This is a genomic window from Vibrio sp. 5S239, assembly GCF_041439575.1.
Taxonomy (GTDB): domain Bacteria; phylum Pseudomonadota; class Gammaproteobacteria; order Enterobacterales; family Vibrionaceae; genus Vibrio; species Vibrio kanaloae.
Genome location: NZ_JBGOOM010000003.1, coordinates 65,566 through 80,510, shown reverse-complemented (window position 1 = coordinate 80,510; position 14,945 = coordinate 65,566). Strand labels below are relative to the sequence as shown.

At 44.2% G+C, this 14,945-nt stretch carries 11 protein-coding genes and 1 pseudogene; 8 read left to right on the top strand and 4 right to left on the bottom strand.

What is annotated here, in order from left to right; all coding sequences use genetic code 11:
- The first annotated feature begins 69 nt into the window (after positions 1-69).
- Complete coding sequence (gene dnaJ, locus ACED48_RS03910; RefSeq protein ID WP_017056734.1) at positions 70-1,218, top strand: molecular chaperone DnaJ; 1,149 nt, start codon at positions 70-72, stop codon at positions 1,216-1,218.
- Between the two features lie 158 nt (positions 1,219-1,376).
- On the opposite strand, the gene ACED48_RS03905 is transcribed toward dnaJ, so the two are convergent.
- Entirely contained in the window at positions 1,377-1,808 is a 432-nt protein-coding gene (locus ACED48_RS03905; protein ID WP_017056735.1) for a type IV pilin protein, read from the bottom strand.
- A 102-nt stretch (positions 1,809-1,910) separates the two neighbouring features.
- On the opposite strand from ACED48_RS03905, the gene ACED48_RS03900 reads away from it, so the two are divergent.
- The 6 genes and pseudogenes from ACED48_RS03900 (at position 1,911) to tadA (ending at position 7,391) form a co-directional block, all read left to right on the top strand.
- Positions 1,911-2,411, top strand: a complete 501-nt coding sequence (locus ACED48_RS03900) for a GspH/FimT family pseudopilin (RefSeq protein ID WP_017056736.1) — start codon at positions 1,911-1,913, stop codon at positions 2,409-2,411.
- Positions 2,389-2,991 (top strand): PilW family protein, encoded by a 603-nt coding sequence (locus tag ACED48_RS03895; RefSeq protein WP_017056737.1) that lies wholly within the window; start codon positions 2,389-2,391, stop codon positions 2,989-2,991. The genes ACED48_RS03900 and ACED48_RS03895 overlap by 23 nt, the downstream gene beginning before the upstream one ends.
- Positions 2,988-4,253, top strand: a complete 1,266-nt coding sequence (locus ACED48_RS03890) for a hypothetical protein (protein ID WP_017056738.1) — start codon at positions 2,988-2,990, stop codon at positions 4,251-4,253. Before ACED48_RS03895 ends, ACED48_RS03890 begins: the two co-directional genes overlap by 4 nt.
- Positions 4,243-4,653, top strand: a complete 411-nt coding sequence (locus ACED48_RS03885; RefSeq protein ID WP_017056739.1) for a prepilin-type N-terminal cleavage/methylation domain-containing protein — start codon at positions 4,243-4,245, stop codon at positions 4,651-4,653. Before ACED48_RS03890 ends, ACED48_RS03885 begins: the two co-directional genes overlap by 11 nt.
- 295 nt (positions 4,654-4,948) lie before the next feature.
- The gene (locus tag ACED48_RS03880; protein ID WP_017056740.1) at positions 4,949-6,511 is read left to right on the top strand and encodes an AbgT family transporter; all 1,563 of its coding nucleotides are present in this window, start codon (positions 4,949-4,951) and stop codon (positions 6,509-6,511) included.
- Positions 6,512-6,799: 288 nt separating this feature from the next.
- Positions 6,800-7,391, top strand: a pseudogene (tadA, locus tag ACED48_RS03875) (tRNA adenosine(34) deaminase TadA).
- Between the two features lie 75 nt (positions 7,392-7,466).
- Here the strand turns inward: tadA and ACED48_RS03870 are convergent.
- Both ACED48_RS03870 and mltF read right to left on the bottom strand, forming a co-directional pair.
- Complete coding sequence (locus tag ACED48_RS03870; RefSeq protein ID WP_017056742.1) at positions 7,467-7,601, bottom strand: hypothetical protein; 135 nt, start codon at positions 7,599-7,601, stop codon at positions 7,467-7,469.
- 296 nt (positions 7,602-7,897) lie between these two features.
- Positions 7,898-9,463 (bottom strand): membrane-bound lytic murein transglycosylase MltF, encoded by a 1,566-nt coding sequence (gene mltF, locus ACED48_RS03865; protein WP_017056743.1) that lies wholly within the window; start codon positions 9,461-9,463, stop codon positions 7,898-7,900.
- A gap of 342 nt (positions 9,464-9,805) precedes the next feature.
- Here mltF and purL point away from each other — a divergent pair, with 342 nt between their 5' ends.
- The gene (gene purL / locus ACED48_RS03860) at positions 9,806-13,717 is read left to right on the top strand and encodes a phosphoribosylformylglycinamidine synthase (RefSeq protein ID WP_017056745.1); all 3,912 of its coding nucleotides are present in this window, start codon (positions 9,806-9,808) and stop codon (positions 13,715-13,717) included.
- A gap of 185 nt (positions 13,718-13,902) precedes the next feature.
- Here the strand turns inward: purL and dapD are convergent, their stop codons facing one another.
- Positions 13,903-14,934, bottom strand: a complete 1,032-nt coding sequence (gene dapD, locus ACED48_RS03855; RefSeq protein WP_017056746.1) for a 2,3,4,5-tetrahydropyridine-2,6-dicarboxylate N-succinyltransferase — start codon at positions 14,932-14,934, stop codon at positions 13,903-13,905.
- Between the last annotated feature and the right edge of the window lie 11 nt (positions 14,935-14,945).

Genomic DNA, 14,945 nt, shown 5'->3' with positions numbered 1-14,945 from the left:
TATCTAGATTGATACACAGACTACTGAAGTGAACATTCGGTAGTAGCAATTATTTTGGTGACCTAGAACATGTCAAAACGTGATTTTTACGAAGTATTAGGCGTAAGCCGCGATGCATCAGAGCGCGATATTAAAAAAGCTTACAAACGCTTAGCGATGAAATTCCACCCGGACCGTAACCAAGGTGACGCTGCCGCACCAGATAAGTTTAAAGAAGTAAAAGTAGCGTACGAAATCCTGACCGACCCTCAAAAGAAAGCCGCTTATGATCAATACGGCCACGCTGCTTTTGAACAAGGCGGTATGGGCGGCGGCGGTGGTTTCGGTGGCGGTGGCCAAGGTGACTTCGGCGATATTTTCGGTGATGTATTTGGTGATATCTTTGGCGGCGGTCGCCGTGGTGGCGGTCAAGCACGTGCACAACGTGGTTCTGATTTACGTTACAACATGGAGCTTTCTCTAGAAGAGGCGGTTCGTGGTATTTCTAAAGAAATCGAAGTACCGACACTGGTTGAATGTGATACTTGTGACGGTAGCGGCGCTAAAGCGGGCTCTTCTGCACAAACATGTGGCACTTGTCATGGCCATGGCCAAGTACAAATGCGTCAAGGTTTCTTTGCAGTTCAACAGACTTGTCCTACTTGTAATGGTAAAGGCAAGATCATCAAAGATCCATGTAATTCATGTCACGGTCAAGGCCGTAAGCAGAAGACGAAAACACTTAACGTTAAGATCCCTGCAGGCGTTGATACTGGCGATCGTATTCGTCTGTCTGGCGAAGGCGAAGCGGGAGAGCAAGGCGCTCCAGCTGGCGACCTGTACGTACAAGTTCACGTAAAAGAGCACAATATCTTTGAGCGTGACGGCAACAACCTTTACTGTGAAGTTCCAGTTAGTTTCTCTATGGCTGCTCTAGGCGGAGATGTTGAAGTCCCTACATTAGATGGCCGTGTTAACCTTAAAGTGCCAGAAGAAACACAAACGGGCCGTATGTTCCGTATGCGTGGTAAAGGCGTGAAAGGCGTTCGTGGCGGCGGTGTGGGTGACCTAATTGTTAAGCTAGTAGTTGAAACCCCTGTTAAGCTAAGCTCTCGCCAAAAAGAGTTACTGCGTGAATTCGAAGAAACATGTGGTGGCGAAGCGGCAAGCAAGCACAAACCAAAATCTGAAGGTTTCTTCAGTGGCGTTAAAAACTTCTTCGATGACCTAACTAAGTAATCAATTAATTACTTGGTAACTGGTTAAGCCAACTAATAGGGTTGTTGATAAAATTAGGAAGCCTGCTTATGTAGCAGGCTTTTTTGCATCTGTAGATCAGAGAATAAATAGCTGATTTTTTGGAGGTACGTTCTCGAATTATTTGATGGTTTAATTCGTTACTTCCAACATGTTTCTGGCTCCGAGATACCTGAGTGGTGTAGTTCCAAAATATCGGTCGTCGAATCTAAGCAGTCATCGTTTGTTTGTGGTGAATGTGGTTCAGCCTGAATCGAATAGGTGGTGCTGCTGGCCGAAACCGCTAGCGTGTATCGGCTAGTATCGGTATCACAAAATAAACATGTCCCTCTAGAAATAATACCCGCCGCTGCCGACGCGTAGTTTCCCGTGTACAGCGTCTCTATTTCCAACTGTATCTTTGTCATATCAGCCATTGCTGTGACTCGATGCGCCTTTATCACATGATTGGTATAACTTGGATACGCTATTGCACCTAGTATCCCTATGATGATGACAGTCAACAATAATTCGATCAATGTCATTCCTTTAATACTTAAGTTGTTGTTGTTGCATTTATTTTTTCGAATCATCACGAGTAGTTCCCTTTTATTATTCTGCCCATTTTTCTCTGGTGATAGCATCTGTGCAAGATTAAATACGGTTACGTATCGGTTTACATAGGAATTTGGGAAATGTCTCGCGGGTTTACCTTCTTAGAGCTACTTATAACCATTTCAGTGCTCTCAATATTACTGGCAGTTGCTGCGCCAAGTTTTAGTTCTGTCTCTCAGACCATTAAGATGCAAAGGCTAGCAAGTGAATTGAACGGTTTTATGATGCAAGCGAAATCTGAAGCTGTGATGAGAAATACAGACCTTTGGGCGCACTTTCTGATGAATGGTAACTCAAGTGATACTGGTGACTGGAAAGTAGAGCTAACTGAATTTAATGTTCCTAATACAGGTACTGCAATATTAACGATGGAGGGTGGGGCGTTCCGTAATGTTGATGTCACCGTTAACTATAGCTCAGAACAAATAAAATTCAGTGGAATCAATGGAAGGGCTAAAGATGGAAGCTTTTTATTTGATATTAATTCAAAGCCATTGAAATTAATCACGTATAGAGCTTCTGGGCGGATGAGGATTTGTGGTGTTGGGGGAGACTTTTATGGTTATCAAGCCTGTAGTTAGAAGGCGACAATGTGGTGCGACTTTAATTGAATTTATGATCTCTTCTATCTTAGGCGTTATTGTTATTGGAAGTGTCGGTTCAGTCTTTATATCAGGACAAAATATAGCATCAGAGAAAAGTAAGGAGTTGCTATTACTACAGCAAGTTTCTGGTGCTCTCCAGTACTTTAAAGAAGATCTTCAGCGAGCTGGCTATGATGGAGGAGCTGGGATATCTCTAAAATTATCTGATGCCACAAATATAGTATACATATCTCCGGACTCAAAAACGGTCGCATACGCTTATACATATCAATCTGAGGTGAGAAATGTTGCGTTTGTATTTGATTCAGGTGTAGTAAAAGTCTGTGACAGTCCTTCTACCACTGTAAAAACAGTGTCTGCAGCCACGAGTGGTTGTTCTTCTATTTTTGAACCGAATCAAATCCGAGTGATTAACTTCGATGTTAGTCAATCAAGTATAGGCACTCAAGGGGTTAGTTCCGGTATTACAACCATTGCGATCTCAGCGGAGTTGGTTGGGGACACTTCAGTAAGTTATTCATCAAGTGTGGTTGTAAAAAATAGGAATTGGGGATGAATAAAAATCAACAAGGCGCGGTTGTTCTATTGGTGACAAGCGTGTTACTGGTCTCTGCTTTAATGCTCACATTCGGTAGCTACCGTTCGGTTTTCTACCAAATAAAGAGAGCTCAAAATGAAGTGGAAGCTCGTAAGCAGCATTGGAAGGCAGAAGGAGGTTTAGAATGTGCGATTACAGAAATTAAATATGATCGTTCTATTCATCCAGTAAATCAGGCTTATAGTTTATGTGATTTATCTTCAATATCTATTTCCCCTCAGACTGTTGGTGAAACGATATATACGTTGACATCAATGAGTGGTTACAGTTCATTGAAAAAAAACATAGATATATCTTCTCGCTCAACTGGAGCTATTCAGGCTCGATCTGATCTTAAATTGATCGGTGCGAATGAATTTGTTCCCGATGTTGAAGGGGATGATCAATGTGTATCTGTTCGGTATGCGAGTGGGTTTATCATGAATGGTTCATTTAAAACCTTGAACCCTGCAGGTGTTATTTGTGACAGTGCGTACCAAACAGACACAGAGGCATCGGATTATATGTGCATATCAGGTGATAGTAATTGTGTGAAGCATAGTAAGTCGGATTACGACCTAACTGTTGTCGGGAGCGATATAACTCACAGAGGTGCAGATAAATTAGTTGAAAATGACTTTGTTTATGATCCTAGTCTTGACCCATTTGAAAGTTTTTTTGGAGATACAAGAAGTAATATTGATTCAATAAAAGCAGAGTATGAGATTGTACAAGGGACTGTAACCTCAGGATCTTCGGGAAGTGATAGCTGCCAAGATAGAATCAAGAATGCTTACTCTATCAACGATAATGTTTGGGTTGAAGGTGACTGTGATCTTGAAAGTGGTAACTTGCTGAATACAACTTCAATTGGTGCATCATCGAAGGTGTTAGTTGTCGAAGACGGGATTCTTAGTGTAAATGGGGCCAATGACTTCCCTGGTATTATATATCAGTTATTCACCTCTACGATTCCAAACGGTGCGAATTTAAGCTCGCGTTGGACAAGTGATGTCTCCACGTATAACAACCTCTCTACAGCTGAGTTAACGGTAGCCCAAAAAAAGAAACTAACATTCTTCTCTCGTGGTGCATTTAAGCCTAAAGGAGGTTATGTTTTTGATACACCTGGAGGCTTAACCGTTTTTGGTGTTTCATTAAGTTTAACCTTTGATTCCGGGTCTGTTCCAAATAACAGCTTAAAGGTTAAGTGGCAAAAAGGTTCATGGAATGATTTGTAGACAAAAAGGCTTCAACTTAATCGAAGTACTCATTTCTTTTTTATTGATAGGAGTAGGAGCTCTTGGACTTATTAAACTACAAACGTATGTGGAGCAAAAATCTGATTTTGCTATTCAAAGTGTTGAGGCTTTGCACTTAGCTGAAAATAAATTGGAAGGGTTTAGAACTCGCGGAGCATCTGCAGCTTTGTCAAGTATTACCCCTACCGATTTTATTACTGATATCGTCGATGGTGAGGATCACACCCATGTTAAGTATCAACTTGATTGGACAGTGACGAGTCGTTTATCTGGGGCGTTGAAAACTATCCAGATGACCAGTTCGTGGCAAGATAGGTTTGGAGAAGATCAATCCATAACTTTAGATACAATGATTTCTAAATACAGTGAGTTTGACTGACCTTTTAAATAAACAATATCTGTATATCAGTTTCTACCAACTTTTTACTGATGATTTTAATTTTTAGGGTGTTATTTGCGCCCTGGTTAAAGTTATGTATACGGGATGGTGTGTTTTGTGTTTTTATATTGTTGCTACCTAATAGTAATTTTGCAAAATATGTCTCCATTTATGTAAAATAAGGTGGAACCTTGTGCTTTTTAATGGCGATTTAAATAGAATATGTGCTGTGCCAATAGGCCTTGATTAAAATTTATATAAGCCCTAAACAAACAACATCACATATGGAGTTACCATGAGTAACCAAGCCGTAAAAAAAGCACCGCCGACTGATAAGATCAGTGGGATGGACCGCTTTCTAAACTTCATTGAACGTGCCGGTAACAAAATCCCAGATCCAGCCCTACTCTTTTTTTGGGGACTTATTTTAGTCTGGGTGTTATCTGCAGTATTCTCACGTTTTACTTTCGATTTGATTCACCCTGTATCTGGTGAAGCCATTGTCGTTTCGAACTTATTAACAGGTGAGTCCTTTGCGAGCTTTTTAGCTAATATGGTGACTAACTTTACCGGGTTTGCACCTCTTGGAATCGTGCTGGTTGCTATGTTAGGTGTTGGTGTTGCTGAAGCTTCAGGCTTTATTAATACTGGTCTGAAAAAGATGCTGAACGTGACTCCTGCTAAGCTATTAACGCCGATGCTGATCTTGGTAGCTATTGTGTCTCACACAGCTGCCGATGCTGGTTACGTACTGGTTATCCCTCTTGGTGGTATTATTTTCCACGCCGCGGGTCGCCACCCTCTGGCGGGTATTGCAGCAGCGTTTGCTGGTGTATCAGGTGGCTTTGCGGCAAACTTCTTGCCATCAGGTATCGATCCTCTTTTGGCGGGCTTTACACAAGAAGCTGCGCAAATTCTTGATCCAGATTACATAGTAAACCCTCTTTCTAATATCTTTTTTACAGGTTTATCTTCCCTATTAATTGTAAGTATTGGTTGGTATGTAACGGATAAGATTATTTCACCACGTCTTGCTAAAACTGCTATCGATGAAGATGCAGAAGAAGCACCGGATATGGGGTCATTTACCGAAATTGAAAGTAAGGCTTTCTCGCGTGCGGGTTGGGCAATGGTCGTTGGTATTGTTGCTTTGATTGCTGCTTTAGTTCCTGAGACCTCGCCTTTGCGTTCTCCTGCGGGGGAAATCACTTCTTTTAATGCGCCAATTATGAAGTCTATTGTACCGCTTATCTTTATCCTGTTTATTATTCCAGGGGTGGTTTACGGTCGTATTGTTGGTACTTTTAAAGCTAGCGACGACATCATTAAATCGATGTCTGCAACTATGGCAAGCATGGGCAGCTTTATGGTGATGGCTTTCTTCATTGCTCAGTTCCTAGTCGCTTTCTCTCAATCTAACTTGGGTACATTACTGGCGCTATCCGGTGCTCAGTTATTGCAAGCGATGAACCTACCAGGACAAGTGACGATTATTGGTATGATTTTACTAACCGCATTTGTTAATTTATTAGTCGGTTCAGCTTCTGCTAAGTGGGCGCTGATTGGTCCTATTATGGTTCCAATGCTAATGGCTGTCGGCATCTCTCCAGAGCTGACGCAAGCGGCGTACCGTGTTGGTGACTCAGTTTCCAATATCATTTCTCCGATGATGGTGTTCTTCCCATTAGTTGTTGTTTACATGCAGCGTTATGTGAAGGGGTCAGGCATTGGTTCACTAGCCTCTATGATGATGCCATACTCTATCGCGATGGCAATTGGTTGGTCTATCTTCTTGCTAGCTTACTGGGCGCTTGGTATCCCACTAGGTATCCAAGCACCTTACACTTACACAATGTAAGGCCCCACTAAGTTATATTAAGCAGCACTAATAAATGTTAAGCTCGCACCGAACAAGCGGGCTTTTTACTGATTATTTTCCTATGTTCTATATTTATTAGGGCAGCTTTAATGAGCTAATGGCTATTTTTATTCCGTGTTTAGTATTCCTTATACTGAGTATAAGACTAAGAGCTAACTTAAATAGCACGGTATTCTCAGATAACCGAACTCTATTTTTAGTCACTTCAATTAGAACCTCGTTAGTCACTTTATTTCACGATATTGTCCACTTTCGCTAAGATTAGGTATGCTTTATTGCATACCTTTTTTGTTCCTATTTCTTTGTTTTTCTGGAGTTCCCTTTGTCAGACTATCAATTCAGCCCTCAAGATGAAATTTTTATGCGACGTGCCATTGAGGTGGCTAAGCAAGCTGAGAGTGAGGGAGAGGTTCCCGTGGGTGCCGTTTTGGTAAAAGATGATGAGATTATCTCTGAAGGATGGAACCGCTCGATTGGTAGCCACGATGCCACGGCACACGCAGAAATTGAAACCTTGCGTAAAGCGGGGCAAGCTTTGGAAAACTATCGCTTACTTGATACCACTTTATACGTCACGCTAGAGCCATGTCCTATGTGCGCCGGAGCCCTGTTACATAGTCGTGTAAAACGCATTGTGTTTGGTGCGCCTGACTTGAAAGCTGGTGCGGCGGGTACAGTGTTAAACCTATTTAAAAGCCAAGCGTCTTACCACTATGCCGATGTTGAACACGGCTTGCTAGAATCAGAGTGTCGTGAGCAATTGCAGGCATTTTTCAAGCGTCGTCGAAAAGAGATCAAAGAGCAAAGAAAACGACAGCGATTAGATGAAGAGCTGGGCGAAAAGGCAGATAAAAGTTAACAGTCTGAATAGATCATTCCGCGCTTATGAGACGTTAAAAATAGGCACTTTCTATGCGAAAGTGCCAAAGTAAACTTACTCGGCAATCATTTGCATGAAAGCACGGTTGCGCCAAATGATCTTTTTCTTATTATTTGAAAGCATACGCTTACGACGGTTTGCAGCAACGGTCTTATCAAGGCGCTTCGGTTTCAGTTTGTTCTTTATCATTTTAACGATTTCCTATTTGTCGTCTGACTTGTAGTTTGGAGCAATGTTTAATTATAGTGTTATTCGTTCTACCATGTTCGAATTTGCTTCGAGAGACATTCTACTCAACATTCGACGTCTTGATGAGACAATCCGTAATATTGATTATGGTGTGCCGTTATAAAGTTCGATTGTTACTGCAATATGACACGCTGCCTCTAAGCCTCACTTTGCCTATCCTACTCCGTTAGCGCGAAGCCATAAAATAGGGTAATAAAAAAGAGCAAGGCTAAATGGCATTGCTCTTTTAGATTTTACTATGGGGAAGCAGAACTATTAATTACCGACTGAGCAGCATTGATGGCTGATTCAGAGCCTGAGATCTCTAAAGGCGGGATCACGACCAAACCTTCAAGACTCGCTTCTTGTTCTTTATGCCGCTTATTTACATGGCCGATAATACTTTGGTAATAACGGCGAATGTTTTCAACGTAATTTTTTGCTTCATCACCGCGGGCGTACCCGTAACGAGTATGTCTATAGTATTTCTTCTGTCGTAATAGAGGTAACCTATCTTTTACATCCCCCCAAGCATCAGGATCGCCACCTTGCGCTTTGGTTAAGCGACGTGCATCCATCATATGCCCGTAACCTACATTATAGGATGCAAGGGCAAACCAGATTTTCTCGTGTTGGTCAATGGAGTCTGGGACCCGGTTTACGATACGACGCAGGTATTCGACTCCGCCCTGTACCGATTGCTTAGGGTCGAGACGGTTAGTCACACCAACACTTTTCGCTGTAGGCAGTGTCAGCATCATCATACCGCGAACACCCGTCGGTGAGCGTGCGACAGGGTTCCAATGTGACTCTTGGTATGCCAAAGCAGCAATTAAGCGCCAGTCAAATTCTTTCGAGTATTTCTGAAACAGTGGTGACCATTTTGGTAGTTTGCTATCTAACGCGCGGATAAAGGCACGAGTATCAACGTAGTCAAAGGTACCAATGTGGCCGATGTATTTCTCTTCCAGTGAAGCCAATTCACCAGATTGCTTTAGGTGGCCGAAGAACTCGATCAGTAAAGCATAAAGACTTTCATCTTCAGATCTCTGTAAATACCAAGAGATTGGTTGGTCTTCTGTTAGCTCAAAAGCTAATGCGACGTCTGGGTACAAACGTTGTGCCAGTGATAGCTCGATAGAGTCTGCCACCGTAAATAAACGTTCGCCTGTCGATACTTCTTTTAGCAGGTCATTGATGTCTGCATTGTCGACCGCGTCGTAGATAAAGTCATCGTGTATGTTCTGCAGTTGCTTGAGTGTTGGTTCGAAGTGTGAGTCTTTCACTACCACCAAAGCTGGAGTTAATGTGTCACTGGAGGGTGTTTCTTCCAATTGAGTTTGTGCGTTTACAAATTCAGCCTGACGTTCGTTTTCAAACGAAATCAGTTGTTCGAGGTTTCTTGGCCTCCATTGACCTTTCTTGTAAACGACTTGCTGGCTTACATAGTAATAAGCAGGTGCAGCGCGATACGCACGTGTCAGGTTATTGTTTTGTGTTAATCCGGTTGCGATGAGATCGATTTCACCTTTCTTTAAAGCAGGGAATAGGCCGGATAAGCGGTAAGCGGGTTTAACCTCAAGCCTTACACCAAGCTCTTGTGCAAACTCACGAGCTAACTCGTAATCTAAGCCAGCAGGGCCATCCGGACCAATGTAATAAGAGAGTTGGTTATTGAGGGTTCCGACACGAAGAACGCCGCGATCTCGTATCTGCTCAAGGACACTTTTAGGTTCAGATTCAATCTGGCACCCTGTCAGTCCAAACAGGGCAATAGCGAGCAGAAGGAATTTAGACGAAAAGGTGAGCGTAAATTTAGGCATCAAAATGAAATCTCGAAAAGTGGAAGCCCCTTTATACCAAACCACGCAAGGCTGGCAAAGCAGCTTTAATTAAACTGATGTAAAAGTGGTGATAAATGCAGCAAAAGTACCATTTACACAGAAAGATAAAAAAAATAACGCAAACGGTTGCTTTTGGTGTTACGTCACAAAAAGAAATGCTTTATAATGCGCTCGCATTGAAGAGGTGGGATCGGCATAGGTTTGGCAACCTTCGGGAAATACTCTCAGGAATAGCTTCGAAGAAAACAGTTAGGTTGTACCTGTAACCCACTGAATTTATTCCAATACTACCTTAATCAACTGCATAAGAGACCTAAGCACATGAGAATTTTGCGTGGCTCCCCAGCTCTATCTGAGTTTCGTATTAACAAGCTTTTAGAGCTTTGTCGTGAATTAAGCTTACCTGTAACAGGTATTTACGCTGAGTTTGCCCACTTTGCTGATTTAACGGCAGACCTAGATGAGTCTGAAGTTGAGAAGCTAGAAAAGCTACTGACTTACGGTCCAACGATTGAAGAGCATGAACCTGAAGGTTTACTGCTGCTTGCAACGCCACGCCCGGGCACTATCTCGCCTTGGTCTTCAAAATCAACAGATATCGCACACAACTGCGGACTGGCTAAAGTGTCACGTCTAGAGCGCGGTACAGCTTTCTACATTGAAACCTCTGCTGAACTTTCTGAACTTCAACTTGTTGAGCTGAAAGCAATTCTGCACGATCGTATGATGGAAGTGGTTTTCACTGACTTCGAATCTGCAGCGGCACTGTTCACGGTTGCTGAGCCTGCTCCATATATGGAAGTTGAGCTATTAGCAGGTGGACGTAAAGCGCTTGAAGAAGCAAACGTTACCCTAGGTCTTGCACTTGCAGAAGACGAGATTGATTACCTTCTTGAAAGCTTCACTGAAAAGCTAGGTCGTAACCCGACTGACATCGAGCTAATGATGTTTGCACAAGCGAACTCAGAGCACTGTCGTCACAAGATCTTTAATGCTGATTGGACTATCGATGGCGTTAAGCAAGAAAAATCATTGTTCAAGATGATTAAGAACACCTTTGAAACGACACCAGAACACGTTCTGTCTGCTTATAAAGATAACGCAGCGGTAATGACAGGTTCTGAAGTCGGCCGTTTCTTCCCAGATCCAGAAACTCGTCAGTACAACTATCACCAAGAGAAAACACACATCTTGATGAAAGTTGAAACACACAACCACCCAACGGCAATCTCTCCATGGCCGGGCGCATCAACAGGTTCAGGCGGTGAAATCCGTGATGAAGGCGCTACTGGTATTGGTGGTAAGCCAAAAGCGGGTCTGGTTGCGTTCTCTGTATCTAACCTTAAGATCCCGAACTTCGTTCAACCTTGGGAAACTGATTTTGGTAAGCCAAGCCGTATCGTTACTGCATTGGATATCATGCTTGAAGGACCTCTTGGTGGCGCGGCATTCAACAACGAATTTGGTCGTCCAAACCTACTTGGTTACTTCCGTACTTACGAAGAGAAAGTTAACTCTCACGCAGGTGAAGAAGTACGTGGTTACCACAAGCCAATCATGCTGGCTGGTGGTTTAGGTAACATTCGTGATGATCATGTTCAGAAGAAAGAGATCCCAGTAGGAGCCAGCCTAATCGTTCTTGGCGGTCCTGCAATGAACATTGGCCTTGGTGGCGGTGCAGCATCTTCAATGGATTCGGGTTCTTCTTCTGAAGACTTAGACTTCGCTTCTGTACAACGTGAAAACCCAGAAATGGAACGTCGTTGTCAGGAAGTGATCGACCGTTGTTGGCAGCTTGGTGATGCGAACCCAATCGCATTTATCCATGATGTGGGCGCAGGCGGTATCTCGAACGCACTTCCTGAGCTAGTAGATGATGGCGAGCGTGGCGGCATCTTTAACCTACGTGACGTACCAAACGATGAGCCGGGCATGAGCCCACTTGAGATCTGGTGTAACGAATCTCAAGAGCGTTACGTAATGGCGGTTGCTGATAAAGACATGGCAACATTCGACGCGATTTGTAAGCGTGAGCGTGCACCTTACGCAGTCGTTGGTAAAGCAACGGAAGAGCGTGAGCTTAAACTTGAAGATTCACACTTCGACAACACGCCAATCGACATGCCAATGGACATCTTATTAGGTAAAACACCTAAGATGCACCGTGACGCTAAGACGCTAAAAGCGAACAACCCTGCGATTGACCGCTCTGGTATCGAGATGAACGAAGCGGTTGACCGTGTTCTTCGTTTGCCAACAGTCGCTGAGAAAACATTCCTTATCACTATCGGTGACCGCTCGGTAACTGGCCTTGTTGCTCGTGACCAAATGGTTGGCCCATGGCAGGTTCCTGTTGCTAACTGTGCTGTAACAGCAGCAAGTTACGACTCTTACCACGGTGAGGCAATGTCTCTTGGTGAGCGTACACCAGTGGCACTTCTAGACTTCGGTGCATCGGCTCGTCTAGCGGTTGGTGAAGCAATTACTAACATCGCAGCGACCAACATCGGCGATATCAAACACATTAAACTATCGGCTAACTGGATGTCTCCAGCAGGTCACCCAGGTGAAGATGCAGGTCTTTACGAAGCGGTTAAAGCGGTTGGTGAAGAACTATGTCCAGCATTGGGTCTAACTATCCCAGTGGGTAAAGACTCAATGTCGATGAAGACTAAGTGGGAAGAGAACGGCGAGCAGAAAGAAGTAACGTCTCCGCTATCTCTTGTTATCACTGCGTTCGCACGTGTTGAAGATGTTCGTAAGACAATCACTCCTCAATTGCGCACTGACAAAGGTAATACAAGCCTAGTTCTTATCGACCTAGGTAACGGCAAGAACCGTATGGGTGCGACAGCACTTGCACAGGTATACAAGCAGCTTGGTGATAAACCAGCAGACGTAGACAACGCAGCACAGCTAAAAGGTTTCTACGAAGGTGTTCAAGCTCTGGTTGCTAACGACCAAGTTGTCGCTTACCACGACAAAGGCGACGGTGGTCTATTCGTTACTCTTGCAGAGATGGCGTTCGCAGGTCACTGTGGTGTTAATGCTGATATTGCAGCGCTAGGCGAAGATACGCTTGCGGCACTATTCAACGAAGAACTAGGTGCGGTAATCCAAGTTCGCAACGATGACCTAGACGCGGTTCTTTCTACACTTGCAGCAAACGGTCTAGAAGCGTGCTCGCACGTAATCGGCAGCGTTGAAGCATCTGATGAGCTAGTGATTAAGTCTGGCGAGTCTGTAGTAATTGAACGTAACCGTACTGAACTACGTACTATCTGGGCTGAGACAACGCACAAGATGCAAGGTCTACGTGACAACCCAGCATGTGCCGACCAAGAGCACGAAGCGAAGAAAGACAACTCAGATCCGGGTCTAAACGTGAAACTGAGCTTCGACGTAAATGAAGACATAGCAGCGCCATTCATCAATGCTCCTATGATAAATAAGGGCGCTAAGCCTAAGATGGCGATTCTACGTGAGCAGGGTGTTAACTCTCACGTTGAAATGGCAGCAGCATTCGACCGTGCAGGCTTCGAAGCAACTGATATTCACATGAGTGACATCCTAACGGGTCAAGCGGTTCTAGAAGAGTACAACGGTCTTGTGGCATGTGGCGGCTTCTCTTACGGTGACGTACTAGGCGCTGGTGAAGGTTGGGCTAAGTCGGTTCTGTTTAACGACTCTACGCGTGACCAATTTGAAAACTTCTTCAAGCGTGAAGATACCTTCTCTCTAGGTGTGTGTAACGGTTGTCAGATGCTGTCTAACCTACGTGAACTTATCCCGGGTGCTGAGTACTGGCCACGTTTCGTTCGCAACGAATCAGAGCGTTTTGAAGCTCGTTTCAGCCTAGTTGAGGTTCAGAAGTCTGATTCTGTATTCTTCAACGGCATGGAAGGTTCTCGTATGCCAATCGCAGTTTCTCACGGTGAAGGCCGTGTAGAAGTACGTGACAACGACCACCTAAACGCGATTGAGAGCTCAGGTACAGTTGCTCTACGTTACGTTGATAACAACGGTAACCAAACGCAGCAATATCCGAACAACCCGAATGGTTCGCCAAACGCTATCACAGGTCTAACAACGACGGACGGCCGCGTGACTATCATGATGCCTCACCCAGAGCGTGTATTCCGTACGGTTGCTAACTCTTGGTCTCCAGAAGGTTGGGGCGAGAATGGTGCTTGGATGCGTATGTTCCAAAACGCACGTAAGAATGTGGGTTAATTAATCACTTACCTACATGCCGCGTTAATCTAGATTGGATTAAGCAAAAGTTAAAAGCGCAGATCGAAAGATCTGCGCTTTTTATTGTTTACTGCGCTTTTAGCGGACATTTTGATAAAAGAAAAGCCGCTGGATTTAACCCCAGCGGCTTTCTGATTTATAACAAAATGCATCTAGCATTTAGATTAGTTGTTGCTGTGTAGCTCGCTGTTCAGTTCAACAGCAGACTTGTTCGCTAGACATTCGATTTGACCGGTGATCGAGTTACGACGGAACAGAAGATCAGAAACACCAGCTAGGTCGCGAGCTTTAATGATTTCTACTTCGTTGCCTTCTTTATCTAGCATACGAACCTTAGTACCCGCAGTTACGTAAAGACCAGACTCAACCGTACAACGGTCACCCATTGGGAAGCCAAGACCCGCGTTTGCGCCTAGTAGGCAGTTTTCGCCGATAGAGATAACCATAGTACCGCCACCAGATAGCGTACCCATGATAGAAGCGCCACCGCCGATGTCTGAACCGTTACCCACAACAACACCTGCAGAGATACGACCTTCAACCATGCTTACGCCAGTTGTACCCGCATTGAAGTTGATGAAACCTTCGTGCATAACCGTTGTACCTTCACCCACATGTGCGCCAAGACGAACACGAGAAGTGTCAGCAATACGAATACCTGTTGGTACCACGTAATCCACCATTTTAGGGAACTTGTCTACGCAATCTACAGACAGAGCGCGACCAGCAAGGCGAGCTTCGATTTGACGCTCAGCAAGCTCTGGAAGATCGATAGGGCCTTCGTTAGTCCATGCGATGTTGTGCAGTAGACCGAAGATGCCGTCCAGTACTGTACCGTGTGGTTGTACTAGGCGGTTAGAGATAAGTTGTAGCTTAAGGAAGCCTTCAGCAACTGATGCTGGCTTCTCGTCAGCCGCAAGAACAACAAGAACAAGTGGTTGCTCAGATGCTGCTGCTTTTTCTGCAAAAGATGCGTTTGCTGCATCGTCGTTTGCTGCGAATGCTTTCGCTAGTTCTGCGCTTTGTGCAGCAGAGATTTCGATAGCTTGGTTGCCTTCAGTGTAACCTGCAACCTCACCAACAGCTGCTACAAGAGCATCGCTTGGGTTTAGAAGTGGGTTAGGGAAGAACGCTTCAATGATTTTATTGTCGCGATTTTTGGTTGCCGTACCGAAGGCTAGTGAAAAGTAAGCCATGTTGAATCTCC

Bases quoted from the DNA above. Each gene is read 5' to 3' on its own strand.
- purL (WP_017056745.1), top strand. From the start codon at position 9,806: ATGAGAATTTTGCGTGGCTCCCCAGCTCTATCTGAGTTTCGTATTAAC.
- ACED48_RS03890 (WP_017056738.1), top strand. From the start codon at position 2,988: ATGAATAAAAATCAACAAGGCGCGGTTGTTCTATTGGTGACAAGCGTG.
- ACED48_RS03895 (WP_017056737.1), top strand. From the start codon at position 2,389: ATGGTTATCAAGCCTGTAGTTAGAAGGCGACAATGTGGTGCGACTTTA.
- ACED48_RS03905 (WP_017056735.1), bottom strand. From the start codon at position 1,808: ATGATTCGAAAAAATAAATGCAACAACAACAACTTAAGTATTAAAGGA.
- dapD (WP_017056746.1), bottom strand. From the start codon at position 14,934: ATGGCTTACTTTTCACTAGCCTTCGGTACGGCAACCAAAAATCGCGAC.
- mltF (WP_017056743.1), bottom strand. From the start codon at position 9,463: ATGCCTAAATTTACGCTCACCTTTTCGTCTAAATTCCTTCTGCTCGCT.
- dnaJ (WP_017056734.1), top strand. From the start codon at position 70: ATGTCAAAACGTGATTTTTACGAAGTATTAGGCGTAAGCCGCGATGCA.
- ACED48_RS03900 (WP_017056736.1), top strand. From the start codon at position 1,911: ATGTCTCGCGGGTTTACCTTCTTAGAGCTACTTATAACCATTTCAGTG.
- ACED48_RS03885 (WP_017056739.1), top strand. From the start codon at position 4,243: ATGATTTGTAGACAAAAAGGCTTCAACTTAATCGAAGTACTCATTTCT.
- ACED48_RS03870 (WP_017056742.1), bottom strand. From the start codon at position 7,601: ATGATAAAGAACAAACTGAAACCGAAGCGCCTTGATAAGACCGTTGCT.
- ACED48_RS03880 (WP_017056740.1), top strand. From the start codon at position 4,949: ATGAGTAACCAAGCCGTAAAAAAAGCACCGCCGACTGATAAGATCAGT.